This is a genomic window from Xenorhabdus cabanillasii (assembly GCF_003386665.1).
GTDB lineage: Bacteria > Pseudomonadota > Gammaproteobacteria > Enterobacterales > Enterobacteriaceae > Xenorhabdus > Xenorhabdus cabanillasii.
In genome coordinates, this window is sequence record NZ_QTUB01000001.1 from 2,959,369 (window position 1) to 2,983,977 (window position 24,609).

The 24,609-nt window shown below is 40.9% G+C and carries 22 protein-coding genes and 5 pseudogenes; 19 read left to right on the forward strand and 8 right to left on the reverse strand.

The annotated features are described in order from the left end of the window. The first annotated feature begins 69 nt into the window (after positions 1-69). The 6 genes and pseudogenes from BDD26_RS13855 (at position 70) to BDD26_RS13885 (ending at position 6,128) form a co-directional block, all read left to right on the forward strand. A complete protein-coding gene (locus tag BDD26_RS13855; protein WP_115826852.1) occupies positions 70-813 on the forward strand; it encodes a sulfotransferase-like domain-containing protein in 744 nt (247 codons plus the stop codon). Positions 814-859: 46 nt separating this feature from the next. After that, positions 860-2,047, forward strand: a complete 1,188-nt coding sequence (locus BDD26_RS13860) for an MFS transporter (RefSeq protein ID WP_115826853.1) — start codon at positions 860-862, stop codon at positions 2,045-2,047. Beyond that, on the forward strand, positions 2,044-3,309 hold the full coding sequence (locus tag BDD26_RS13865) for an ATP-grasp domain-containing protein (protein ID WP_115826854.1): 1,266 nt from the start codon (positions 2,044-2,046) through the stop codon (positions 3,307-3,309). The genes BDD26_RS13860 and BDD26_RS13865 overlap by 4 nt, the downstream gene beginning before the upstream one ends. 279 nt (positions 3,310-3,588) lie before the next feature. Next, positions 3,589-4,384 (forward strand): annotated as a pseudogene (locus BDD26_RS13875) (IS256 family transposase). Between the two features lie 194 nt (positions 4,385-4,578). Further along, positions 4,579-4,977: a hypothetical protein gene (locus tag BDD26_RS13880; RefSeq protein ID WP_038265684.1), complete on the forward strand. Its 399-nt coding sequence runs from the start codon at positions 4,579-4,581 to the stop codon at positions 4,975-4,977. Between the two features lie 161 nt (positions 4,978-5,138). After that, on the forward strand, positions 5,139-6,128 hold the full coding sequence (locus BDD26_RS13885) for a hypothetical protein (RefSeq protein ID WP_115826855.1): 990 nt from the start codon (positions 5,139-5,141) through the stop codon (positions 6,126-6,128). 212 nt (positions 6,129-6,340) lie between these two features. Here BDD26_RS13885 and BDD26_RS13890 read toward each other — a convergent pair. Next, positions 6,341-6,514 (reverse strand): annotated as a pseudogene (locus tag BDD26_RS13890) (IS256 family transposase); the annotation flags it as partial. 74 nt (positions 6,515-6,588) lie between these two features. Between BDD26_RS13890 and BDD26_RS13895 the strand changes: the two are divergent. From BDD26_RS13895 to slyA, 4 genes and pseudogenes are all read left to right on the forward strand, one after another. Continuing rightward, positions 6,589-7,627, forward strand: a pseudogene (locus BDD26_RS13895) (IS5 family transposase). Positions 7,628-7,830: 203 nt separating this feature from the next. Continuing rightward, on the forward strand, positions 7,831-8,127 hold the full coding sequence (locus tag BDD26_RS13900) for a beta-ketoacyl synthase N-terminal-like domain-containing protein (protein ID WP_170140411.1): 297 nt from the start codon (positions 7,831-7,833) through the stop codon (positions 8,125-8,127). After that, positions 8,118-8,324: a hypothetical protein gene (locus tag BDD26_RS13905; protein ID WP_170140412.1), complete on the forward strand. Its 207-nt coding sequence runs from the start codon at positions 8,118-8,120 to the stop codon at positions 8,322-8,324. Before BDD26_RS13900 ends, BDD26_RS13905 begins: the two co-directional genes overlap by 10 nt. Positions 8,325-8,961: 637 nt before the next feature. Beyond that, on the forward strand, positions 8,962-9,399 hold the full coding sequence (slyA, locus tag BDD26_RS13910) for a transcriptional regulator SlyA (RefSeq protein WP_038265702.1): 438 nt from the start codon (positions 8,962-8,964) through the stop codon (positions 9,397-9,399). A gap of 80 nt (positions 9,400-9,479) precedes the next feature. On the opposite strand, the gene BDD26_RS13915 is transcribed toward slyA, so the two are convergent. Continuing rightward, entirely contained in the window at positions 9,480-9,953 is a 474-nt protein-coding gene (locus BDD26_RS13915) for an outer membrane lipoprotein (protein WP_038265700.1), read from the reverse strand. A gap of 334 nt (positions 9,954-10,287) precedes the next feature. Between BDD26_RS13915 and anmK the strand changes: the two genes are divergently transcribed. The 4 genes from anmK to pdxY all read left to right on the forward strand — a co-directional run bounded on the left by anmK (position 10,288) and on the right by pdxY (position 14,598). Further along, entirely contained in the window at positions 10,288-11,400 is a 1,113-nt protein-coding gene (anmK, locus tag BDD26_RS13920) for an anhydro-N-acetylmuramic acid kinase (protein ID WP_038265698.1), read from the forward strand. 41 nt (positions 11,401-11,441) lie between these two features. Continuing rightward, positions 11,442-12,095, forward strand: coding sequence for a pyridoxamine 5'-phosphate oxidase (gene pdxH, locus BDD26_RS13925; protein ID WP_115826858.1), 654 nt, complete (start codon positions 11,442-11,444; stop codon positions 12,093-12,095). Positions 12,096-12,313: 218 nt separating this feature from the next. After that, positions 12,314-13,585 (forward strand): tyrosine--tRNA ligase, encoded by a 1,272-nt coding sequence (tyrS, locus tag BDD26_RS13930; protein WP_115826859.1) that lies wholly within the window; start codon positions 12,314-12,316, stop codon positions 13,583-13,585. Between the two features lie 125 nt (positions 13,586-13,710). Beyond that, positions 13,711-14,598 (forward strand): pyridoxal kinase PdxY, encoded by an 888-nt coding sequence (gene pdxY, locus BDD26_RS13935; RefSeq protein WP_115826860.1) that lies wholly within the window; start codon positions 13,711-13,713, stop codon positions 14,596-14,598. 88 nt (positions 14,599-14,686) lie between these two features. Here the strand turns inward: pdxY and BDD26_RS13940 are convergent, their stop codons facing one another. Both BDD26_RS13940 and BDD26_RS20930 read right to left on the reverse strand, forming a co-directional pair. Continuing rightward, the gene (locus BDD26_RS13940; RefSeq protein WP_115826861.1) at positions 14,687-15,055 is read right to left on the reverse strand and encodes a DDE-type integrase/transposase/recombinase; all 369 of its coding nucleotides are present in this window, start codon (positions 15,053-15,055) and stop codon (positions 14,687-14,689) included. A 35-nt stretch (positions 15,056-15,090) separates the two neighbouring features. After that, a pseudogene (locus BDD26_RS20930) lies at positions 15,091-15,189 on the reverse strand (hypothetical protein); the annotation flags it as partial. A 570-nt stretch (positions 15,190-15,759) separates the two neighbouring features. Between BDD26_RS20930 and BDD26_RS13950 the strand changes: the two are divergent. Both BDD26_RS13950 and BDD26_RS13955 read left to right on the forward strand, forming a co-directional pair. Then, a complete protein-coding gene (locus BDD26_RS13950; RefSeq protein ID WP_115826863.1) occupies positions 15,760-16,134 on the forward strand; it encodes a helix-turn-helix domain-containing protein in 375 nt (124 codons plus the stop codon). 690 nt (positions 16,135-16,824) lie between these two features. Beyond that, positions 16,825-17,838 carry a glycoside hydrolase family 113 gene (locus tag BDD26_RS13955; RefSeq protein ID WP_115826864.1) on the forward strand — a complete coding sequence of 338 codons (1,014 nt, stop codon included), beginning with the start codon at positions 16,825-16,827 and terminating at the stop codon, positions 17,836-17,838. Between the two features lie 132 nt (positions 17,839-17,970). Here the strand turns inward: BDD26_RS13955 and BDD26_RS13960 are convergent, their stop codons facing one another. The 4 genes and pseudogenes from BDD26_RS13960 to fliD form a co-directional block, all read right to left on the reverse strand. Then, complete coding sequence (locus BDD26_RS13960; protein ID WP_038259493.1) at positions 17,971-18,708, reverse strand: cyclase family protein; 738 nt, start codon at positions 18,706-18,708, stop codon at positions 17,971-17,973. A 680-nt stretch (positions 18,709-19,388) separates the two neighbouring features. Continuing rightward, positions 19,389-19,766: a flagella biosynthesis regulatory protein FliT gene (fliT, locus tag BDD26_RS13965; RefSeq protein WP_038259494.1), complete on the reverse strand. Its 378-nt coding sequence runs from the start codon at positions 19,764-19,766 to the stop codon at positions 19,389-19,391. Then, positions 19,766-20,176 carry a flagellar export chaperone FliS gene (gene fliS, locus BDD26_RS13970; RefSeq protein WP_038259495.1) on the reverse strand — a complete coding sequence of 137 codons (411 nt, stop codon included), beginning with the start codon at positions 20,174-20,176 and terminating at the stop codon, positions 19,766-19,768. Before fliS ends, fliT begins: the two co-directional genes overlap by 1 nt. Before the next feature lie 11 nt (positions 20,177-20,187). Continuing rightward, positions 20,188-21,649: pseudogene (fliD, locus tag BDD26_RS13975) on the reverse strand (flagellar filament capping protein FliD). Between the two features lie 276 nt (positions 21,650-21,925). Here fliD and BDD26_RS13980 point away from each other — a divergent pair. The 3 genes from BDD26_RS13980 (at position 21,926) to fliZ (ending at position 24,590) form a co-directional block, all read left to right on the forward strand. Next, on the forward strand, positions 21,926-23,005 hold the full coding sequence (locus tag BDD26_RS13980; RefSeq protein WP_115826865.1) for a FliC/FljB family flagellin: 1,080 nt from the start codon (positions 21,926-21,928) through the stop codon (positions 23,003-23,005). A gap of 295 nt (positions 23,006-23,300) precedes the next feature. Next, positions 23,301-24,023, forward strand: coding sequence for an RNA polymerase sigma factor FliA (locus tag BDD26_RS13985; protein WP_038259498.1), 723 nt, complete (start codon positions 23,301-23,303; stop codon positions 24,021-24,023). A 51-nt stretch (positions 24,024-24,074) separates the two neighbouring features. Beyond that, positions 24,075-24,590, forward strand: a complete 516-nt coding sequence (fliZ, locus tag BDD26_RS13990) for a flagella biosynthesis regulatory protein FliZ (protein WP_038259499.1) — start codon at positions 24,075-24,077, stop codon at positions 24,588-24,590. The last annotated feature ends 19 nt before the right edge of the window (positions 24,591-24,609 follow it).

A 24,609-nucleotide genomic window follows, 5' to 3' on the forward strand; every position in this document is an offset into this window, starting at 1 on the left:
TCTTTCTTTATTTAAACGCAAAAAGAAGAAGCCAAATTCTATTTATCCATTACGCTAACAGGAGTGAGTATGTCGAAAATTATTTTTTTATGGGGGCCAGCCCGTTCATTATCCACCGCAATGTTGAAATCATTTCAAATGCGCAACGATACTACGGGGCTGTTTGAACCCTATGCCGATACCTACTACTTTTCCAAGGACAGAATGACCGATATGTATGGCGACCGCCCAGAGCTTTGGGAGCAAACCGGAGAAGTAGTCGATCGGCAACTGCTGTCCATCGACACTCCGGTGCTCTTCCTGAAAGAAATGGCCTATTTTGGCCTTCCTTACGTTGGTGAAGAGATCTTCAAACAAGGCAAACATACGCTCATCATCCGCGAACCCAAAGCGTGCCTACGCTCACGCAAGGCCGTGCGTAAGAATGAAATTGGCGAATGGGAGTTCGGTTTTACCGCGATGGATCAACTATGGGAGAGGATTTTCAACGCTGATGAACCGCCTGTAGTGATCGAAGGTGATGCGCTCCGCAATGCTCCGGAGTACTCGCTGCGTAAATATTGTCAGGCAATCGGCCTTGATTTCCAAGAGTCTCAGCTAAGCTGGAACGATGGAAACGTCCGAAAATGGACTGACGAAGAGGCAGAGGCCCATGCTCGTTTCCATAAGACGCTGGAGTCTTCTACCGGTTTCATCCCTGAAAGCGATATGCACTATGATGATAATTTCCAGTTCAATGATGCAGAATGGGCAATGGTTAACCGAGCAACTGCGATTTATGAAAAAATCAAGCCGTTTGCCATAAACCTGTAAAACAAGTGAGCCATCGGTATTATGCTGGTGGCCTTAAGGATTAAAAATGAAAAAAAGTGGGCTAATAACGATATTTTGCCTCTGCTATTTTGTTGTTAATTTTAATATATCCTTTATTTACCCGATGTTGCCTTCGTTGCAACATCATTTTTCAGCTAACGAACATCATATTGCGCTGTTACTGGGTGCATTTCCTTTTATCGCCTTCTTCGGCAATTTGTTGTATGGCCCTTTTATTGATAAATACGGTAAAAAGAAATTTATCCTCATTGGAGCTACCGGCTGTGTTTTATCCTATGCCGGCTCAATCTTCTCTACCAATATCCAAGAACTCATAACCTTCCGTATCCTTAGCGGTTTTTTCGTGCCGATGATGGGTGCGACCATTTTCCCACTGATCATGGAGTTTTTTAATAGGGAAAATCGACTATTTGTGACGGGAATTGTGCAGGGAGCAGCGTCGTTCGCACAACTGGTAGCCTTGCCGCTAGGAATACTCTCCGGTGATAAGATTGCTTGGTACTTTCCGTTTATGCTATTAGTGGTGATACTCATCATCAGCGTTACGTTGATGCTACTACTGTTGGACGCCGAAAAGCCTGTCACGGTGCAAAGTATCAACCTCAAAAACTATTTGGCAAAGTACACCTCCCTGCTCCGCAACCGGCAGGTACTGAATTACCTACTGCTGTATGCTCTGTTTGGCCTGTCGGTATTCGTTGTATTTGGTATGTATGCCTACTGGCTGAGCAAAACCGGCGTCGGTGACAACTATCAGCTCGCTATTTTATTTATGTTCTCTGGCATTACTGGGCTGGTCGCCTCTACAACAATTAGCCGCGTCAATAAAATCTTTGCCAGCACTGGAAGCCTAATTGTTTTACTGCTTAGTATTGCGATGGTTTCCGTCATGTTGATGCCGATGTTAGCTGGATACATCGTTCTTCAAACAGTGCTTTTCTCACTTTTCTCTTGGGTAAGATCGTCAATTAACCCGCTGATTTTTTTCGATGTTTATCAACAAGTTGACAACGCTGAACGCAGTACTCTAAACGGGGTGATGAATGCGTCATTCCAACTTGCCACCTCGATTGGCGGGATGATCAGCACCGGCTGTTTATTTTATGCCCCCTCTTTCTGGCTCAATTCAGCGGTGTTCTGCGGGTTTCTTGTTCTTTGTTTGCTACTGACGTTAAAAAATACACAAAAACTCGCTAATGAGGTAACACTATGAAACATCTAGTTTTTATTGACGCTAATAATTCAGCGATACAAAGCATGGACGAAGCATTAAAGAAGGGTTATAAAGTGACATTTTTTCGTCAGAGCAATGTCTCTTTTTATCAAAACAATGTTTACACGCAGTCGGTCCTGGAGCGTCTACATACGATAGTTGATATGCAAAACGGCACCGATGTTGATGAGATTGCATATCTGTTGGGCAATATTCTGCGTCATGAGGCCATTGACGGGGTGATTGCCCCCAACGAACCTAGTCTTGAAGCGGTAGCCGAAGCTTGCAAACGCTGTGATATCCCCTTTACCAATCTGCAAGGAGTGAAAAATGCGAGGGATAAACGTAAAGCGCGGGCAATCCTGCGAAAACATCATGTGCCGACGATACGTTCTTGGGTAGCCTATACGCTTGATGAAGCTAACGCTATCTTCGCACAATATACCCCACCATTTATTTTTAAACCGGTCAGCGGTTTCGACAGTTTACATGCAGTAAAAGTTTCTACACATGAGGAAGTTACTGAAGCAGCAATGGATATTCTAAATGCTGGTAAAAATATTGCACTGCCTTATAGAGAGATATTTTCAAGAGGTATTCTCATCGAAGAATTTTTGTCAGGGATGTTAATCTCAGCAGAAGTTGGTATATATAATGGTTTGTTTTTTCCGTTTATGATTAGTGGTCGTTCACAATCAAGATTTAATGAATGTGTTGAACTAGGGTCTTTTATGCCGGCTGCTCTTTCAAATGAACAGAAAATTAAATGTTTCGAGTATGCAAAATCAGTTTGCCAAGCTTTGGTATTGGATCATGGAATTTTCCACATTGAGATGATGTATACAAAAACAGGGCCAATTCTCGTCGAAGCTAACCCACGGCTTATGGGAGGGGTGATGCCTGAGATATACCGTCAAGCTACAGGTGAATCAATCTACCCTGCATTGTTTACAATTGCCATGTGTTCCAATGGTCCTATTAATATACCAATGGCTAATAGGGCTGTTACAGTAAGGAAAATTATGCCGTTAGCTGATGGTATAATTTCAGATGATTTTTATGTTGATGATATTAAAAACAATCCGAACTTGGTTAATTTTTATGCTGATAAGTTATTACATTCCCGAAATGTTCATAAAAATGAAGTGTTAGGTAGGATTATGGTGGCGCATAATGATCTGGATAAAGCAAATCTTATAGCCGATGAAATCCTTCTGGATATCGAAAGTAGAATAGGAATTAAAATTCATCAACCGCTTTAACATTAAATAATAGGTTTAGACCCGAATTCATATAATAAGTGCGACGACACTCGTAAAGAGATTTTGGCGGGAAGTTAGCGACTGATAAACTGCTTCTTCCTGTCCGGCAAGACAAGTGTAAAGCATGAAATACCAGCAGCTAACCGAAGGTAAAAAGATACCAAATTGAAATCCTTTTGTCAGAGAAAAGATGCACAGTGAGTGAAATAGCTCAGCGCATCGACGTTCATCGCACCACCTTGCCGTGAAATTCGGCGTAACAGCGCCACTATCAGCGCCGTGACTGACAAGGTCATCCCTGAGCTTAAACAGTGGCAACAGCGGCCACTGGACGCCATTTACCCCTTCGTCTGGCTGGATGCCATCCACTACAAGATCCGTGAGGATGAGCGCTATGTGAGTCAAGCGGTCTATACCGTATTGGCACTCAATCTTGAAGGCAAAAAAGAGGTTCTCGGCCTGTATCTCTCTGAAAGTGAAGGCGCTAACTTCTGGTTATCCGTGCTGACTGACCTGCAAAATCGTGGGCGGAAAGATATCCTCATCGCCTGCGTTGATGGGCTGACGGGCTTCCCGGAAGCGATCAACAGCATTTACCCACAAATCGAGGTTCAGTTGTGCATCATTCACCAGATCCGCAACTCGCTCAAGTACGTGGCCTCAAAGCACCACAAGGCCTTCATGGCTGACCTGAAGCCAGTTATCGGGCGGTCTCAAAAGAAGCGGCAGAAAGCGCCCTGGACGAGTTGGACATGAAATGGGCCAGCAATATCCGGTTGTCATCCAGAGCTGGCGTCGTAAATGGGTTAATCTGTCGGCTTACTTCTGTTACCCGGTGGCTATCCGCAAGGTTATTTACACGACGAACGCTATCGAGTCGGTACACCGTCAGTTCAGAAAACTGACGAAAACAAAAGGCGCGTTCCCGAATGAAAACTGCCTGCTCAAACTGCTTTATCTGGGGTTTCTCAATGCCCAGGAAAAATGGACGATGCCAATCCAAAGTTGGAACCTAACGCTGTCTCAGCTGTGTATTTACTTTGAAGGGCGTCTGGATAATGCGATAACGTTATAGCGGCTAAATTATCGTGACACAGAATACTGAACGCCCTCGATCTTATATCAGTATCCTGTCAAATCTTGTGTTTCATATTCTATATGATTTATCTATATGGTAGTAATTAATCGTTCTAATCAATAACAGAAATGCCTAGATATTAATAAACATTAATCAATATTATTAGTACTGTGATAAAAAGGAGATTTGAAATGGCTTTAACATACATCACTAAGATTATGAATAAAACTCAAAGTGAAATAGTCATTGTAGTAGGTGAAAAAAACAATGAAAGTTATGTACTTCAAAGTCTAGAAACAGGTAATTTCAATATAGCTGTTCCATGGGTTGGTAATCAAGAAGAAGCATGGAAGCCCATTAGACTATCAATTGAAACAAATAAAGAAAACGTCTTCGGAACAGATACTATTTGGGTTTTCCAAGATTATTGGAGCGATGATAGCTATATCATGTATTGTATTGGTGATGAATTTCATTATAAACACGATACACTCACACGCGAAGTAAAAGGGTTTAATAAAGGTGGGGGTAGAAAAATTTTAAGAATAATGAGAAATGAAAATGGCGAATATGATTTAAGAATGGTTTAAATGTAATCTATAAATAGAATTACATAATATGGAATATAACCTAATTATGATGAAATTTCATAGTTAGGTTATTAGGAGAGTGAATAATGAAATAGAAAAATAAAGAAGAAAATATAGTATATAAATAACAATTAATAAAAGTGTTCAAGGAGGTGTATCATATGAGCTACCACTATGTATTCTTCAGATCGAAAAACTCACGGTACGGGAGTGTTGTACGATCTACTGTTGATCAAAGGAACTGGATAAAGCCAAAAAAAGTGGAAAGTGTGTATACAGAAAGAAGTGATGCTAATCCTACAGGTTTTTTATATAAAGGTTTTCCAACTCCTACCAGACCGGAAAAGCTATATATGATTCTAAGACAGAATCGATTTTTGATTCCGTTCAAAAATACCATAGTGTTAGCTGATGTCACGAGCGGTAGTTATATAGAAACCGATCTTACTACGCAAACAACTATTGTTCCTTATTCGGATCCGAACTCTGTTAATGTCTATTTTTTTTATCAAAGATCCCGTGGCATCTTGAATGTTGGTTGTCTTCGTAGTGATGATAGTAATAATCACGGAATAAACCTCGCATCGCTCTCTACGCTGGATACTGAGTTACAGAAATATCCCATTTCTGGATACCCATCTATGGTGCATTTGGATAATCATCTCGATAATGGTGCACAAGTCTTCTATGTAAACTCTGATAAAAAGCTTGCGAGCTTTAATATTGATTTTAATCGTCAGAGTGTGACAGAACAGAGAACTTATAGCGGTATAACGGTCACTGGTAGTCCAAGTTTAATATATAACGCTCAGAGAGGGGAATATACCGTATTCTATAGAGGTCAATACAATGAGTTACGTTACGCAACTTTTGTTGCTCACGGCGCTAAGGCTGGGAACTTTCTTACTGATGGAAGGCTGGTTAATAACAGGACTAAGGTATTCAGTTCTCCTTCGGTTATTTATGAGAATAGCGAAGCTACCGTATATTTTATAGGAGATAACGAAAAAATGTGGATGTATAAAATAGACATGGAGGGAAACTCTCCTAACATTAAGAGCTACAGAGGCAATTTTGTTGATGGGAGTGTTTCTAATGAAGATGGGGACGCTCCTTTCGCAATAGCATCGGCTACCCGCGTACTGCTTTGATATTAGGTACATTTGTCATTTTCAGAAGACGACTGCACCAATTGAGAGGGTTTAGATTAAACGATTCAGAACAATTGTGTACTCATCTCTATTAACTATACTAATGGGGGTTGTAAGTCAGAAACGCCGAAATTTCCAGCTTACAGTTAAAATGCCCCCATGAACCAATAGACCTTGTTTACGATTTTGTGTAATCGCCATTTTCATATTCATTAAATGTGACCGTTTAAACGGTCACCAAATTCAATCATAAATCGACTCATCGCAAGACGCCAATCTTGGATCGGCATTGTCCATTTTTTAGAAGCGGCCTGAATGGCCAACCAGATCACTTTTTTCGCCGAGTCATCCGACGGAAATATCTTGCGTTTCTTTATAGGGAACCTCCAAAAACTTTTCACAGCCACAAAATTGAGTAAAATGTAGACACAGTACATCTCTGCAAGGTAGCGCCGTCATGATACCGCCTCGTTCTGCTTTAAAAAAAGACAAGCTGGCATCCGAATATCACCGTCGAAAAATCGATGAATTAGGTGATCCGCTGCTTGTTCTTGATAAATATGTTGATTTCTCGGCACTGGCTGACACCGTAGACCGTGTCGCGCCACGGATTATTTCTCCCAAAGGCGGACGCCCGCCATTCCCGACTGAGGTGATGGTTCGCATCATTATCCTGAAACATTTCCATAATCTTTCTGATGAAAAGATGGAATATCAACTGCTTGACCGAATGAGCTGGCAACGTTTTTGTCGCTTGACCGATGTCATTAATATTCCAGACCGTAACACGATTGGGTATTTCGAAAAACGGATTGGGCAGGAAGGGGCCAAGGCATTGTTTGAAGAAGCGAAGCATCAGCTTTCGGCACAGGGATTCATTCCCCGAGGTGGCCAAGTCATTGATGCCACGTTGATTCCGGTTCCTAAGCAACACAATAAGAAAGAAGAGAATGAACAAATTCGTCAGGGTAAAACCCCTGATGACTGGACAGCAAACAAACGATGCCAGAAAGATACCGAGGCAACCTGGACGAAAAAGCACGGTAAAAGTTATTTTGGCTATAAACTTACCATTAATGTCGATACAAAATATAAAGTGATTCGCAACATCGCGACAGGAACCGCCTCCGCACATGATAGCCAGTTTTTTTGAAGCCGTTTTGGAACGGTCAAATACAAGCCGGGACATTTATGCGGATAAAGGGTATGCCAGCCAGATGCGTGAACACGCGCTGAAGGAACAGGGCTATCGTGTTCATATTCAGAGAAAAGCGTTACGAAAGAAGCCATTATCAGCCTGTCAGAAAAGACGAAATAAGAAAATAGCGAAAACCCGGGCACGGGTAGAACATATCTTTGGTTCATTCTCCCAGATGGGTGACAAACTCATCCGAACGGTAGGCCGGCTGCGAGCCAATTTTGCGATGATTCTGAAGGCCACTTGTTATGATTTACAACGTTTGGTTTATTTTGGAAAATCCGGCCTTCATGCCTTTTAATTTCGGTATGTGATGAAAAAGCGATGAGTTTATTTTTTCCCCTGAAAAAGCAAGAAAAAGTCATACACAATAAGGTCATTTATTGGTGAGTGCAACATTGACCTTATTTTTTGTATTGAGAGTTTTTAGAGGTTCCCTTATGTAGACAGGTTCCCTGATGAGCATAAGGGAAGTCAGGAATTTATTGTTCCGGGGAACGATCCTTGTTTTCTGGCAAATCGTGTCTCTTTCTTTTCAACTTTAATGGGCCCTCCATCGTTGTTGATACAACATGTTCAAGTGCTTTTGTCGCTTTGGATATGGTATGTCAGGCACTTGAAGCGGGTGATTGTGACTACGCTATTGTGGGAGGCGTTTCGCTGTTTCTGAATCCCTGGAAAGCGGAAGAAACCACCGCGACGCCGTTTGAAACAGGCGGAGAGGATATGCACAGTTTTTCTGAAAAGGCTTCAGGATATACAGAACCTCAGAAGGGTGCGCGGCTTTACTTTTGCAAATAAACAGCGATGAATTAAACCGGCACCACTATGTTTATGGTGTGGTGTCGGCTACCGGTCATAATTCGGGCGGTAAAACCAAATCATTTGCTCAACCCAATAAAGAGCAACAAACCAGTCTGTTTCAGACCGTCTTAAAACGGGCGAACCTGTTACCTGAGCGAATTCAATATGTGGAAGCACTCAGCGTTGCTTCTTAAGTGTTTGATTTTAAAATTAATGATTAAAAATCAATACCATAAGTCACGGGTTGTCATGCATCTTCAAGTTTATTGCGTATATAGGTCATTTAAAAATATTACGACAGTTGACTAATTAAAGTCTTTCGGTAAAATTTTCTTATCAAACAATCAATTATTGAACAATAATCACGCTAATTGTTTATCTTATTGTTTTTAATGATTTTTATCGTTTTATTGGCTGTAACTGTAAGAGAAAAATGATATTAATGTAAAAATATATAGATTAGTATTTGGATGGCGGTTATTCTTATAGAACTTTAACCGAGCGGTACTGTATCTATTTTTTAGAGTTTGTATTTGTTTCGTTGATATTTAAAATCTTAATAGTTTAGCTGAAGGATTATTTTATACAGTTCATATCGTTGGTGAATTAATGCGCGATTTTATTCGATGCGCTGTAAAACTTCGCTCTTTAGGGCAACGAAGATGTCAACTTTTAAGTAACAGGCCAACGCGACACTAATTAAGTAATTAGCGAAATATCTGACTCTACTTATGTGAGCGTGATATAGGATGCGTATCCATTATTCATATGAATAAACTGATTGGATAATTCATTGATGTTATATAAGTCTCTAATTATAAGGAGGGGTAATTGGAATTGACATTGGGATCCGACCTGGCACGTTTAGTTCGTGTTTGGCGCGCTTTAATTGATCATCGTTTGAAGCCGTTGAAATTAACTCAAACACATTGGGTTACTCTGTATAATATTAGTCTGTTACCACCGGAGCAGTCACAGATACAACTTGCGAAAGCTATTGGTATCGAACAACCGTCCTTGGTAAGAACTTTAGATCAATTAGAAGAAAAAAAACTCATTACAAGGCACACATGTGCTAATGACAGGCGCGCCAAAAGAATCAAATTAACCGAAGAATCGGAAAATTTTATCAAAGAAGTGGATAGTGTTATTGGTTCGACGAGGAAAGAAATTTTGGAGGGAATTACTCATGATGAGCTAATTCTGCTCGCTTCTGTAATAAAAAAAATCGAAAAAAATATTAACCAATTACATAAACAGGTAATATAAAAATTAATCGATAAACAGAAAATCACGGATTGCCAAGATTTAGTTCCGCGATTTTCTGTTTAAACATACATTGAACAATGTTAAATAGGCGATACCGTTGTCGAATCACCACTATCGACGATTTTAACTCGTTGCCCTTTATTGAATACAACTTGATCCAGCTTTTGTACCACAACGATATTCCTTCCGCTATCAGTACGAATTTCCAACTCAACACCTTTTGTTTTATCGAGAACACCTTCAATTCCTTGACCCGCCATTCCTCCCGCAATAGCACCTGCGGCTGTTGCAAGCTTTTGACCAGAGCCACCACCAATGGTATTTCCTAACAATCCACCTAAAACTGCTCCACCAACCAGACCCAGCACATTAGGATCACCAGCTTGACCACCTTTAATAGTCACTGGACGGACAGACAGAATAGTGCCATAGGCAACGTTTTGAATTTGTTTGGCTTGACCAATCGAATAGGTATCGCTGGAAAGTGCTCCCATGTCAGCACATCCGGATAATGTTGTTGCTACAACTGCACCAACCAGGAAACGTTTGAACATAGTTACTCCTAATTTTAATGCTACGAGAGAAAACTGGTAATAAACCTACAACCAAGTATTCAGTTACTATGGTCAGTAACAAGCATAATAATTTTGCGAGTTACTTATTCTATACACTAATGGCTTATCTCTAAATATATAATAAATTTCTCGATGAACTCCAATAGGAATAAATCCTGACCAAAAGTTTAGCATGTTTTGTGAAGAGTCCTCCAAAACTCAGATTTTATCTCTTATATTCCTTGTTAAGCATATATAGTCCAAATCAATGTGTTTTATAGTTACACAGAATTTATTTACAAATGTAATCCATTCTTTAAATAGGAGAATATTTATGAAGTCAGGACGTTATATTGGTGTGATGTCAGGCACCAGCATGGATGGAGTTGATGTTATTTTAGCAGAGATTAGTGATAAGGCGGTTACACAGCAGGAAAGTTATAGCCATCCATTTCCTCAGGAACTTAAACAAAAATTACTTTCTATTTGTCAGGGGCAGCAAACAACATTATCAATAGTTGGGCAGCTTGATTATGAACTAGGGACGCTTTTTGCTGAGTCAGTAAAAGGATTATTGAATAAAGCCGGGTTAACTGCAAATGATATTACAGCGATTGGGTGTCATGGTCAGACTGTATGGCATGAGCCGGATGGCGAAAAACCTTTTACCATGCAAATCGGTGATAATAATCGTGTAGCCGCATTAACGGGCATTACAACTGTAGGAGATTTCCGGCGCCGCGATATGGCGTATGGTGGTCAGGGAGCACCTTTAGTTCCCGCATTCCATATGGCGGTACTTGGGCATCCGACAGAAAGACGTGTGATTCTTAATATTGGTGGTATTGCCAATATCTCTGCGCTTCTGCCAAATTCTGCTGTCAAAGGATACGATACCGGGCCGGGGAATATGCTGATGGATGCCTGGACATGGCGTCATAAACAACTGCCTTATGATGAAGATGCACAATGGGCGGGTGAAGGGTACGTCAACGAGGATTTGTTACAGAAAATGTTGTCTGATCCTTACTTCGCGCGTACTGCACCGAAAAGTACGGGGCGTGAATACTTCAATATGGCATGGTTGGAAAAACAATTAGTTGATTTTCCTGATGTCAAACCAGAGGATGTGCAAGCCACTCTTGCTGAACTGACGGCAGTGAGTATTGCCGAGCAGGTATTACTGAATGATGGTTGTGAACGTTTGTTGGTTTGTGGTGGTGGTGCCAGAAATCCGCTCATCATGCATCGATTATCTGCTTTGTTGCCTGATACTGAAGTTGCTACAACAGATAAATATGGATTGAGTGGTGATGATATGGAAGCATTAGCATTCGCCTGGCTGGCATTCCGTACAATGTCTGGTCTGCCGGGCAACTTACCATCAGTAACTGGTGCGGACAGGGCAACAATTTTAGGGGCAATTTATCCTGTTGCTGATAGATAACAATGTCATGCTGATATTCATTCAGGAGTCGAGAGCTAAAAATGTCAGAGCATAATGAAACTCATATAGCAGAATTGCGCCGCGAATATATGCGTGGTGGATTACGGCGGAAAGATCTTACTAAAGAGCCGATAGATTTGTTCGAACTGTGGTTCAAACAGGCCTGTGAAGCCAAACTCAGCGATCCAACGGCAATGTGTATTGCGACGGTCGATGAGCATGGTCAGCCTCATCAGCGTATTGTTTTATTAAAACACTTTGATGCCCGCGGTCTGGTGTTTTATACCAATCTTGGCAGTCGGAAGGCGAAACATTTAGCTCAAAATAACCGTATCAGTCTCCATTTCCCATGGTATCAGCTTGAGCGACAGGTTAGTTTCCTGGGGAAAGCTGAGCGTTTATCGCCTGTTGAAGTGGTGAAATATTTTCACAGCCGCCCGAAAGATAGTCAGATTGCTGCTTGGGCTTCACAACAATCTTCTCGTATTTCTGCCAGAAGTATTTTAGAAGGTAAGTTTTTAGAGCTGAAACAGAAATTCCAGAATGGCGAAGTGCCGTTACCCAGTTTCTGGGGGGGATTCCGGGTTGAGTTTGACTCAGTAGAGTTTTGGCAGGGAGGAGCTAATCGTCTTCATGATCGTTTTCTGTATCAACGAGAAGGAGATGAGTGGCATATTGATCGTCTGGCGCCTTAACTGTATCAATTACCATTTTTAATACTGGCACTTATATTACTGGCGTTTTATGCTATAGCTCGCGATTTAACGCCAGCAATATAATAGTAAATTGCGACAACTATATATGCCTAATAGATTGCAAGTTGCAGTGCAACAGTCAGTGAACATAATCGACAGAGCCTGCAACTTGAAAGACAAAAGGTATAACTACAGAATACAAACCGATGGAGTCATTGATGTCTAGCAATAACCTGATTAAACAACTGCAAGAGCGGGGCCTTATTGCCCAGGTAACGGATGAAGAGGCGTTAGCGGAAAGACTGGCGCAAGGTCCGGTCTCTCTCTATTGCGGCTTTGATCCTACCGCTGACAGCTTGCATTTGGGCCATCTGGTTCCCTTGCTGTGTTTAAAAAGATTCCAACTGGCAGGGCATAAGCCGATAGCGTTGGTAGGTGGAGCGACAGGTCTGATTGGCGATCCGAGCTTTAAAGCTGTGGAGCGCAAATTAAATACAGAGGAAACTGTCAAAGAGTGGGTGGAAAAAATTCGTAAACAAGTTTCACCATTCCTCGATTTTGAAGGTGAAAATGGTGCAGAATTAGCCAACAATTATGAATGGTTTGGCGAAATGGATGTACTGACTTTCCTGCGTGATATAGGCAAGCACTTTTCCGTTAACCAGATGATCAATAAAGAAGCGGTGAAGCAGCGCCTGAACCGTGATGATGTTGGTATTTCCTACACTGAGTTTTCTTATAATCTGTTGCAATCTTATGATTTTGCTAACCTGAATGGAAAATACGGTGTTGAATTGCAGATTGGTGGTTCAGACCAATGGGGCAATATTACTTCAGGTATCGATTTAACACGCCGTTTACATCAGAAACAAGTATTTGGTTTGACAGTACCTCTGATTACTAAATCTGATGGCACCAAATTCGGTAAAACAGAAGGTGGAGCAGTTTGGTTGGATCCTAAGAAAACCAGCCCATACAAATTTTACCAGTTCTGGGTTAACACAGCAGATGCTGATGTATATCGTTTCCTGAAGTTCTTTACTTTCATGAGCATTGAAAAAATCAACGCATTGGAAGAAGAAGATAAGAACAGCGCTAAGGCTCCGCGTGCTCAGTATGTTCTGGCTGAAGAGGTTACCAGACTGGTACATGGTGAAGCGGGTCTTACTGCGGCGAAACGCATTACTGAAAGTTTGTTCTCTGGCGCTGTGGCTGATTTGACCGAAGATGATTTTGCGCAATTAGCGCAGGATGGTATGCCAGCAATTGAACTTGAGAAGGATGCTGACTTGCAACAGGCTCTGGTGACTGCTGAATTTGTTCCTTCCCGTGGGCAGGCGCGGACCATGATCAGTTCCAATGCGGTTTCCGTTAATGGTGAAAAACAGTCTGAGCCTATGTATGTGTTTACTGATAATGACCGTCTGTTTGGACGTTATACTTTACTGCGCCGTGGTAAAAAACATTACTGCCTCATTAATTGGAAATAATCCATAAAAGTGTTACTAAAGGGCAACGTTACTGTTGCCCTTAAAATATCAGATTGTTAAGCCAATTATGGTTCTTAAACATGGTTTTTAAGCATTGCTCCTAAAATAATAAATCAGGCCTTATCATGAAAAATATTCTTTCAATTCAGTCTCATGTTGTTTTTGGTCACGCAGGAAACAGTGCATCTGTTTTTCCTATGTGTCGCATGGGAGTGAACGTATGGCCATTAAATACAGTTCAGTTTTCTAACCATACTCAATATCCACAATGGCGTGGTTGTGTGATGCCACCGGAGCATCTGGCTGAAATTGTGCAGGGAATTGGTGAAATTGATAAATTAGCATCTTGTGATGCTGTACTGAGTGGTTATATTGGTTCGGCAGAGCAGGGAAACTATATCCTTGATATCGTGAAGCAGGTTAAACAAGCTAACCCTGAGGCATGGTATTTCTGTGACCCTGTTATGGGACATCCGGAAAAAGGGTGTATTGTTGCTCCCGGAGTGGCTGAATTCTTCACTGAAAAGGCGTTACCTGTCAGTGACATCATTGCACCTAATTTACTGGAACTTGAAACACTCACTATGCGGGAAATCAAAGATGTAGAACAAGCAATATCCGCAGCTCGTTTACTGTGTGAAAAAGGCCCTGAAATTGTTTTAGTTAAACATCTCAGTCGTGCAGGATACCGAAAAGATAATTTCGAAATGTTACTGGTGACTAAAGAAAATAGCTGGCATATCAGCCGGCCACTGATCGATACCGGTGAACGTCAACCTGTTGGAATAGGTGATTTAACCAGTGGCTTATTTCTCGTTAACCTGCTGAAAAGCCCGTCTTTAACAAATTCAGCATTACAGGCTGCGTTGGAACATGTTACCGCAGGAGTTTATGAAGTCATGCTGGAAACGCAAAAAAGAGGGGAATTTGAGTTACAGCTTGTTGCCGCTCAGGACAAGATGGTGACCCCAACCTATAAATTCAGAGCCGTACAAATCAAAACCAAAGGGTGAATGTGATAGTGCCGAAATTCATCTGATCGTGTGTGCCGATAGTTTTGTTCAGCTAGCAGGCAGCAGCTTCTGCGGCTCATGCTTTGAATTATCTTGTTTCGCCAGAGTCAGCGGCGGAATTTTTTTTGCTGCTGTATTGATTCCCCGGATCCGAATGAAAAATCAGCCGACCTTCTGTATGGCGTGTTTCCAGCGCATTGTTTAGTGCCCGGCAGACCAATTCAGCATCCGGTGAAGACGATATGGCCATGCCGACCACACAGCGGGAAAACAAACCCATCACCACGGCGAGATAACGCCAGCCTGATTTTGTTCGAATGTATGTGATATCTCCACACCACCGGGTATTCGGGCATGCCGGGGTAAAATTCTGTTGTAAAAGGTTCGGGGAAGCAACATGCTCTTTCCCCGCCGGACGATAACCGTAAGCCCCGGTTGACGACTTTGCAGACCGCATTCCTGTATTAACCGTCTGGCCTTCCAGCACCCAACCGGTTGGCTTTCATTCGTGAGCGAATGGCTCAGCGTGCGACTGCCTGTCGCCCCGCGACTTTGGTTGTACAGTTCGCGGACACGGGCCCGTAACTGCACGCGCCGTGTCGACGGGACGCTGACGCGACTTGAGTGAGACGTTCAGTGTCTGGCATATTCCGACAACCGGCCACCGGGCGCTATTCAGCAGAATAGTGGCATCTTGGCTGTTTCAGTTTCATCGTCATCCCTCACGTTCACTGTTAATCAGATTAGCAGGCTTGTGAGGTAGGTGTCGGGATCATTAAACCACTCCAGCAGAGACGGTTACCGATATTGAGCGGCCCGAACAGCCGAAACATTGCTCTTAAGGTTAAATAATCATCATGTCATCATGAATGCTTATTTGGATATAAGTGTTTTATTTTAAATAAAAAACAAAGTTTCTTTGCTGACTGCTTTCCCGCTTGTGGATTTGGATATCAAAAAATTAGAGGGAACAAAAGCGAAGTACAGATTGAGGATGGGTGATTACCGGATACTGTTTGAACTTTCAGGTAACGAACCGAAGATTTTAGACGTGCAGGAAGTTAATTGGAGACAAACTAACACTTATTGACTGGCACTGCGGGTATTCCCGCCTGCTTTTTCCTCTATTTGCGTCAGGGTCAATACACTATTGGAGATAATATGGCGGGTATCCAGTTTATTACAGATGAAAACGGCAACAAGCAAGCTGTCGTACTGCCTATTGCGGAGTATGAGCGCTTGCTTGCAGCGCTGGATCATGATGAAGATTATGTCAGCATCCCTTACACCAAAGGGGCTAATGATGATGAAACCATTCCTCATGAAGTCATTAGTATTATGGTTGATGAAAAAATCCCCCTTCATGCTGCATGGCGTATATACCGAGGTTTATCACAAACCGAAGTGGCTGAAAAATTGGGAATAAAGCAGGCCGCAGTTTCCCAGTTTGAAAAAGCAGAACGCCCCCGCCAGGCAACACTGGAAAAATTAGCCGCACTTTATGGATGCAGGCCGACACAATTAACACTGGATTAAAATCAATCCATTCAACCAAAAAACAGGGGCGAATTGCCCCTGATGCTGAAATGGTGAGGTTGGTATATGTACCAACTCAGAATTAAGCGGCTCTTACTATGTAATTGAATGCTATGTTGCGGGGGCGGACACGGAATGATGCTAAAGTTACTCCACCACCTGACCTTAAATCAGTCCTTAGATACGGACCAGAAGAAGTTACAGGATCCTCATAATCGGATGCCATAAAATCTTTAAGATTTGGACTATATTGTCTTAGAGAGCCAGTCTGAAAGCTTGGGGCACACATGGGGCAAAAAATTACCGCAAATTTACTCAATCTTGCACATAATGGCTGAGTGATATTCGTGGTAACTGTCTGCTTTACTTGAAATTGCATGAACTAACACGCTTTGCATAACCTACTCATTCAAATGATGAATATGCAGGTTTAGGAGCCCCAATTACATTCCATTAATATTGATGATTAAACTTTTTCAATGAGTTATGGATACTCAAGTAAGGATGGTTGTTTGAACAGCCATCTTACTGTTTAAAATAAAATCCCATCGGGATATCCTCCTAACCGTTAACAAAAGTCATTTCATAAAAAATTTCACCTCAAGTAAATTTATACCATCATTTCTTTTCCGAAGAGGATAAAGTACATCATTGACAACTAAATAAATTGGCTAACTATCCGAGGTGATTATGGAAAGCATTTCTTCTCAGCAATTAGTGCAAAGAAATACTATCAAAAAAGATAAAATAAAATCAGGTAATATACAGGTACAGGATGTCATTAATATAGATAAAATCTTAGAAGATGTGAGGCGATTTAATTTAAATACCGTAAATGTACCTGTTGAAATCGATATTCCAGAGGTAACATCTTCTAAGTTTACTGTGAATCAATATCAAAAACAGCATGCTATTAATCTGATTAAAGAATTATTAAAGCATGATATAAAAATCATCGTTGAGCCGTTCCCGTTCATCCAGCAAGGTTCCATTGGTGAAACGGAATGGAATCCAAACGATATTAATGAATTCTTCTGGAATTGGAAAGCAGTTGTATTACAAGATATTTTTGATTCAATAACTAATAAATATAATATTTATGGATTAAAAATTGCTTCTAATTTTATTCACATGGAGTATGCCGAAGGGTATTGGGATGATGTTATCGATTTTACCCGTAAGCAATATGATGGTAACGTTATATATCAGATGAATTCGTGGATAACGGCGGTTTGGGATCCTTCCTATGAAGCTAAATTTATACAGAGGATAAACCGGCCTTATTTAAAGAAAGTGGATTTTGTCGGCATCGACTGCTGGTTTGAACTTTCAGATAAGAAAGTTCCATCTTATGAAGAAGTAATAGAATGTTTGTTTTCAACGACTATTTATAATCGTGATCAAGAAGTTATTTACCAAATTGAACGGTTACATCGCTCAACTAAAAAACCGCTATATTTTGGTGGGTTTAATATTCCTGCATGTGAATATGGACTGCGAACTCCGTGGAATCCACTGACCTCAGATGTATTTTCGGCGGAAATACAAATTAATGGATGGCGTGCTTATAGAGAAACAATGGAACCAAAATCCTATTTTAAAGGTTTTTCCATATGGTTTATTGGATCTTATGATAAAAAACACCCATATCAGATCCATAGTAAAGAAGCGGAAATAATTATTAATGAGTGGTACAAGGGATAGTTTTAGATATTCGATATTCAAATATAGTGGTTTAAGAAAACATCTTAGTTTAAGAAATATGAGTAGTTCAAGCTTGTTATTTTCATCTGTCAAATACCAGAAAGAGCCTGAACTACATTATAGGGTTGAGGGTTATGGAATTATTGCAAACGAACGTACCGGAAATCCCGCAGCTTTTTCTGGTTTAGCGACAATATTAAAAATAACCGCTCCACGAGTTGGCACTTGATCTAAATTGGTCATCACTTCTATTTGATAAGTATCTTGTGCCAATACATAATTCTCGCTGAGTAACCCATTATTCTTTCTGGAGTCTTTGGCTGAATCAGTATCAAAAGTCTCGTGCCCGATAGCTTTTATTTTTCTTTCTTCAAAAAGAAACTTAAGAGCATCTAATCCCCAGCCGGGCGTCTGGTTATTTCCGTTGATATCTTTATTACACATTTTTTCCTGAGATGGCCAGCGTTTACTCCAGTCCGTTCTTAGTGCGACAAAAGTATCCGCTTCAATAATGCCATGTGTAGCTTCAAACTGGAGAATATCATCTTTAGACAGTGAGAAATGAGGTTCTTGTTTTGCCCGTTCTGACTGGTCAATGACAATTAATGGTAATACTAGCTCTTTTAATTCCAATTCGTTCAGGAAACGAGCATCAGGTATAAAATGGCAAGGGGCATCAATGTGAGTACCATATTGCCCAACAAAGGTAAATTGTTGAGCGAAGAATCCATCTGGATAACTAAACAGTGTTTTAATTTGAGCAGGGTCAAACATAAAAAAATGGGGTGAGTCTTGATCAAAACTATGTGTTAAATCGATCCATTTTTTAGATTTTAATAAAGTGAGTGCCTGTAAGATATCATTTGTCATAACAGCCTCATTTTGTTTAATTGTAGGGGAATTTTTGAGAAAGACAGGTTCATTTTCAATCGCAGGTGACTGCTTAAGCAGCCACCAAGACCTGTCTGTTTATGAATATTAATGACTTCCAGGAGTGATATCAATATACCCGTCGTCTTTCAAGTTGCATCTTGAAATCCACAGGGTATATAGGTGGGATTGGTAAATGAATCCTCCTTCTCTGAGATAATTGATGAGGCCAATAATAACCATTGGCGATTTGTTATTATCGATAAAGGAGGGGCTGCTATTGTTTGGGAATAAAGTGGTCCCTATTCTGAATAGATTGTCGGTAACTTATTTTTTGCCAGTGGATGCCTGTCGGTTAATATCGTAAAATTAAAAAAATTCTTCATATCATTCCGTTGAATATCTGGGTTTTAATTAATAATAAATTTTGATTATTATTCTGACTGCTTATTGTCTGAAAAATTCATTACCATCATCCATGAGTTAATTTTTTGTTTTGAAAATGTTTGTATTTTTATATTGATAGTTTGCAGGTTATGCATAAAATATAATGCCAAATTAGACTACCCGAAAAAGGGATGGTGACTAAATGACACCACCTGAAATGAATATCAATAAACTATACCACTAATTAATATTATATTAATAAAATATCAAATATCATGGTGCCGTTGTTATATTTATGTCTTCTCTGTTGTAGGGGTTAGCTCCATTTCATAATCACTGATAGGGAATTGCCCATAAGTATCATGTAATAATTGCTTACAGCTTTCCTGTTTAATCAGATCGCTAAGTTCATCTAATCGTTTTTGCAATAACCTCCTGGTTTCTTTTTCATTATCTAAGACGGTTTGCAAAATTTTGGTTAATTTCTGCTGCAATGAAATAGGAGCATCTGAATCTTCTGATAATAGAGTAACCACTTCTACTGTTTTCAGGTAGGTGATTTCCATATCAACAAGTACATCCCACTTTTCATTTCTAGCTAAATCAAGCATCTGCTCACTTAAATTAAGGATCTGCTGGTAAGCTGACAAAAGATCCAGATCATTTTTCATCAAACAATATCCTGACTAGCGTTGTAATGAGGACCTATTTGCCGCCAAGAATCTGAAATCTCGGTAAGTAAATCAATCACTTCGGTAATAGCCTTCTCATCGTTGCGTAAATTAGCATGGAGTAAACGACGACTCATATAATCATATAAAGCAAAAAGATTTTGGGCAATCTCTCCGCCTTTTTCGAAATCAAGCCCCTCTTTGAGACCATTATCAATGATATTTATCGCCTTTGAAATAGCTAAACCTTTTTCCGGGATATTCCCCTGCTGCATCAGAATAATTGCACGACGCAGGGCGCTGAGCGCCCCATTGAACAATATCTGAATCAACTGATAAGGAGAGGCATTCGTAATTTCGCTTTCAAGATCTACCTGAGCGTATAACTGGCTTGCCGAACGTTGATACATAATATCCTTTATTATTTTAAAAGCTGGGCCAAGGATAAACTTGATTGGTTCATTGAAGTGACAAGTTTATCCAGTGCTGTAAATTGTTTTTTATAGCGCGCCATCGTAGCATCAATGTTTCTGTTGGTCTGTTCTACTTGCCTTTCTAGTGTTTTCAGACTTTTATTGATACCTTCGGTTACTGTTGCGATAGTTCCTTCATGGCTATCCAACGTTTTTTTTAATAAATTATAAGTCTGGGTTGCAAAACCCGTTTTTTTTCCATCACCCATAAAGAAAGCCTTAACGTTGGCAGGTTTTTCTTTCAGGTTTTTTTTCCAGTTTTTCGTTACTGATTTCCAGCGTACCATCTAATTTCTGTTTGATACCTAATTTATTCAGGGTAGCAATATCAGCAACATTTTGGGCTGTAAATAATTGATGCCTTAGCTGGCTTTGAATGCCTTTTAAAGTACTGTCACCAAGTAAGGGACCATTGTCTTTCGAAGCCGCTTCACCTTTTCCAACCGGTTTAAATTTGGTCAGTGAATCAAAAGTAGTTTGTACTTCATTATAAGCATCAACCCACTTTTTGATCGCTTCTTTCATTGGTTCGATATTACGGGATACAACCAAAGTTTCTGGTTTAACCACTTCCTGAGTTTCGCCACTTTTTCCCGGGACTTTTTCTGTGACTTTTTCCGAGACTTTTTTCAGGATTAGGGTAATACCTTCCGGTGCATCTTTTATCTCATTAGTTTGGCGTTCAATCTCAATGCCATTGACTGTTAATTTCGCATTGGTTGCTTCCACCGTTTGTGTCATTGCACCCGTGCCGCCACCTTTGCCGTCAGATGTATAGTTCAGCAATTTACCCAACTGATCATCACCTTCAACTTTGATGGTGATGACGGATTTTGTGCCGGCTTTTTTCGAAGTCAGGAGCAGATAGCTCTTATTATCTTTATCCTTATCTTCTGCTTTGATGATACTGGCGCTAACATTGCCCTCTTTTTTATTGATGGCATCATGGATTTCAGTCAGAGAAGTTTCATTATCTTTCAGGGAAATGCGCATGGGTTCTTTTTCACCTGGTTGTTCGATAATAATGGTACGAGTGCCTTTACCTTGTTCTCCTTGTTGGGCTTTTACATCAGCAACTGCCGTCGAGCGCAGAGACTGAGCCTTTGCAAGTTGTTTGACTTCAATAACATAGTTACCCGGACTGGCTTTAGAATCTGTACTGGGAGTAAACGTTTTATGATCTTCGCTTGTTTTGGTCGTATTGAGCTTATCGAATTTTTTCAGTTCTTCGGATGCACTTTTTAACTTTTCCAAACTACCTTTTAGTGTACCGAAACCGGTTAGCTTAGCTTTATAGCTGCTTTGTTGTTGGGTTAATGGTTGTAAACGTTTTCTTTCTTGTGCTTCAAGTTTATCCAGTAAGTTTGGATCTATCCCAGATGCGATTCCTACTGAGGAAATGCTAGCCATATTGACTCCTTTTAATAAAAAGCATCACTGGACTTGTTATCGGATTAATTTGTGAAAAGTTTACTGACAAAATGATTTTTTTGATGGACGGAATAATTGATGAGAACAGGCGCTGTTTGGCTTATCGGGGAAAAGGGAGAAAAAAATAAAAAACTTTTTTCAAGAAATATTAAAGGTTCTTTTTAAGGGGCCGATAAAACTGTTGGCGGTGATGAACACCGTGAGCAAACAGGCTCAGACTAATTATATCGACTTGATTTTAAAAGGAACTCTACTATGGCATCAGTCATTAATACTAACTATTCATCTCTGCTGGCTCAGAACAACCTGACCAGATCTAAAGGCGTTTTAGGTTCTGCTATTGAGCGTCTGTCTTCTGGTTTACGTATTAACAGCGCGAAGGATGATGCTGCTGGTCAAGCGATCGCTAACCGTTTTACTGCTAACGTTAAAGGCCTGACTCAGGCTGCCCGTAACGCAAACGATGGTATTTCTATTGCTCAGACTACCGAAGGTGCTCTGAACGAAATCAACAATAACCTGCAACGTATCCGTGAACTGACTGTTCAGGCACAGAACGGCAGCAACTCTAAGAGCGATATCACTTCTATTCAGGACGAAGTTAAACAGCGCCTGAGCGAAATCGACCGTATCTCGGAACAAACTCAGTTCAACGGCGTGAAAGTTCTGAGCAAAGATAGCAAAATGAAGGTTCAGGTTGGTGCTAACGACAACGAAACTATCGCTATCGATCTGAAAAAAATTGACAGCACTGTTCTGAAACTGAATGAATTTGATGCGACTAAAGGTTCTGCTTTTGGCAAAGAGAAAGAATCCATTGTGGTTACTACTGCTGCCACAGGTTCGGCACCTGCAAAAACAGAAGAAAAAGCTCTGGACAAGTCAGGTCTGACAGGGATGACGGATGTTAAGGTTTTTGAAAAAGAAGGAAGTACTCCTGCTAAACCTGAATACCTGATGTCTTATAAAGATGGAAAGGGTGAAGTCAAATATGCTACTGCAACCATTGATGACAAAACTGGCGCAGTTAAGAAAGGGGCTGATTATACTCCAACCGTTAACGATCGTCCTTTGGATGCGTTGGACAGCGCTTTGGCACAAGTCGACAGCCTGCGCAGCTCCCTGGGTGCGGTACAAAACCGTCTGGAATCCACCGTTAACAACCTGAACAACACTGTTAACAACCTGAGCGCTGCTCGTAGCCGTATCGAAGACGCTGACTACGCGGTGGAAGTTTCTAACATGAGCCGTGGTCAGATCCTGCAACAAGCTGGTACTGCTGTTTTGGGTCAAGCCAACCAGATCCCACAAACCGTTATGTCTCTGCTGCGTTAATTTTTATTTTCCAGCATAAAGGTTTATGCAGGGTAACCTGCATAGATCTCGCCTGTAAAATAAGGATCGGCTTGCCGATCCTTATTTTTTAGTCTCAGTTTTATAGAAATTGTTTGATAAAAACGGTTTTCTAACGTTTGTCAGGGACAGCCTGAAACTTGCGATGCATTTGGGCGGACAACAAAAATTTCGCATAGGTGAAAAAGAAGCGCTTTTACTTCATTGTTCAAACGATTGTACCGATTAGGTGATTGGATAATGGTATCCAGTCTCTTATCCAAAGGTGTCTGTTGTTGTGAGCGATTTGTATACCGCCGAAGGCGTGATGGACAAAAATAGCCTCTGGAAGCGCTATGTACCACTGGTTCGCCATGAAGCACTGAGGCTACAGGTAAGGTTGCCTGCCAGTGTAGAGCTTGATGACCTGCTTCAGGCCGGTGGCATAGGGTTGCTGAATGCGGTGGAACGTTATGATTCCTTACAGGGAACGGCGTTTACCACCTATGCGGTGCAGCGCATCAGAGGTGCAATGTTGGATGAGCTGAGAAGCCGTGATTGGGCGCCGCGTAGTGTGCGCCGCAATGCACGGGAAGTCACGCAAACCATCCGTAAACTTGAGCAAGAGTTAGGCCGTCCAGCTAGTGAGCAGGAAGTTGCTAAAGAATTAAAGATTAATCTGATAGAATATCGGCAAATACTGTTAGAAACCAATAACAGTCAACTATTTTCTTATGACGAATGGCACGAAATTCATGGTGAAAGCTGTGAGCCGGTGATTGAAGAAGAGCATGAAACAAATCCTCTCCAACAGTTACTGGAAGGTGATCTCCGTCAGCGGGTTATCGATGTCATTGAGTCGTTGCCTGAAAGGGAAAAAGTAGTTCTGACGCTGTATTATCAGGAAGAACTTAATCTTAAAGAGATTGGCGCGGTGCTTAATGTGGGGGAATCTCGCGTGAGTCAGCTCCACAGCCAGGCAATAAAAAGGCTGCGGGCGCGTTTGAATCCAGAGAAGTAACTTTTTGCTTATTTGTTTTTTGTTAAGACTACACACAGGGCTTTATCTCTTATGTCTGTTACAACACAAAAGAAACGGCCTCTCAGCCGTTATATTAAGGACTATAAACATAGTCAGACTCATTGTTTGCATTGTCATAAGACGCTTGACCGTATTTCCCTTGTTTTTAACGGTCAGGTCATCAATAAAGAAGCCATTTCTGAGATGACTGAATTGGTGGATGACAAAACATGGAGTGAGTTACAGGGTAAATTTGTAGCGCTGTGCCGCTTCTGTAGTGAAATTTATTGCAATAGCCAAACTGATTATTTCGACATAATGTCATTTAAACAGTATCTGTTTGAACAAACAGAGATGAGCCATAGCACAGTACGTGAATATGTAGTTCGTTTGCGGAGACTGGATGAATTATTGACATCAAGTAATTATCCTGAAGAAGAGTTTACACCAGAAAAAATTCAGGAAAAATTGAGTGAGAAATTGTCTCAGTCCGCTTTCAGTAACTACAATATCGCGTTGCGTAAATATGAACAATATCTGAGCTGGCAACAGAACGGACATTGTTAATTAGACAAAGACATAGCGT

Coding starts and splice junctions, on each gene's coding strand:
- BDD26_RS13855 (WP_115826852.1), top strand. CDS start 70: ATGTCGAAAATTATTTTTTTATGGGGGCCAGCCCGTTCATTATCCACC.
- BDD26_RS13860 (WP_115826853.1), top strand. CDS start 860: ATGAAAAAAAGTGGGCTAATAACGATATTTTGCCTCTGCTATTTTGTT.
- BDD26_RS13865 (WP_115826854.1), top strand. CDS start 2,044: ATGAAACATCTAGTTTTTATTGACGCTAATAATTCAGCGATACAAAGC.
- BDD26_RS13880 (WP_038265684.1), top strand. CDS start 4,579: ATGGCTTTAACATACATCACTAAGATTATGAATAAAACTCAAAGTGAA.
- BDD26_RS13885 (WP_115826855.1), top strand. CDS start 5,139: ATGAGCTACCACTATGTATTCTTCAGATCGAAAAACTCACGGTACGGG.
- BDD26_RS13915 (WP_038265700.1), bottom strand. CDS start 9,953: ATGTTCAAACGTTTCCTGGTTGGTGCAGTTGTAGCAACAACATTATCC.
- anmK (WP_038265698.1), top strand. CDS start 10,288: ATGAAGTCAGGACGTTATATTGGTGTGATGTCAGGCACCAGCATGGAT.
- pdxH (WP_115826858.1), top strand. CDS start 11,442: ATGTCAGAGCATAATGAAACTCATATAGCAGAATTGCGCCGCGAATAT.
- tyrS (WP_115826859.1), top strand. CDS start 12,314: ATGTCTAGCAATAACCTGATTAAACAACTGCAAGAGCGGGGCCTTATT.
- pdxY (WP_115826860.1), top strand. CDS start 13,711: ATGAAAAATATTCTTTCAATTCAGTCTCATGTTGTTTTTGGTCACGCA.
- BDD26_RS13940 (WP_115826861.1), bottom strand. CDS start 15,055: ATGCGGTCTGCAAAGTCGTCAACCGGGGCTTACGGTTATCGTCCGGCG.
- BDD26_RS13950 (WP_115826863.1), top strand. CDS start 15,760: ATGGCGGGTATCCAGTTTATTACAGATGAAAACGGCAACAAGCAAGCT.
- BDD26_RS13955 (WP_115826864.1), top strand. CDS start 16,825: ATGGAAAGCATTTCTTCTCAGCAATTAGTGCAAAGAAATACTATCAAA.
- BDD26_RS13960 (WP_038259493.1), bottom strand. CDS start 18,708: ATGACAAATGATATCTTACAGGCACTCACTTTATTAAAATCTAAAAAA.
- fliT (WP_038259494.1), bottom strand. CDS start 19,766: ATGAAAAATGATCTGGATCTTTTGTCAGCTTACCAGCAGATCCTTAAT.
- fliS (WP_038259495.1), bottom strand. CDS start 20,176: ATGTATCAACGTTCGGCAAGCCAGTTATACGCTCAGGTAGATCTTGAA.
- BDD26_RS13980 (WP_115826865.1), top strand. CDS start 21,926: ATGGCATCAGTCATTAATACTAACTATTCATCTCTGCTGGCTCAGAAC.
- fliZ (WP_038259499.1), top strand. CDS start 24,075: ATGTCTGTTACAACACAAAAGAAACGGCCTCTCAGCCGTTATATTAAG.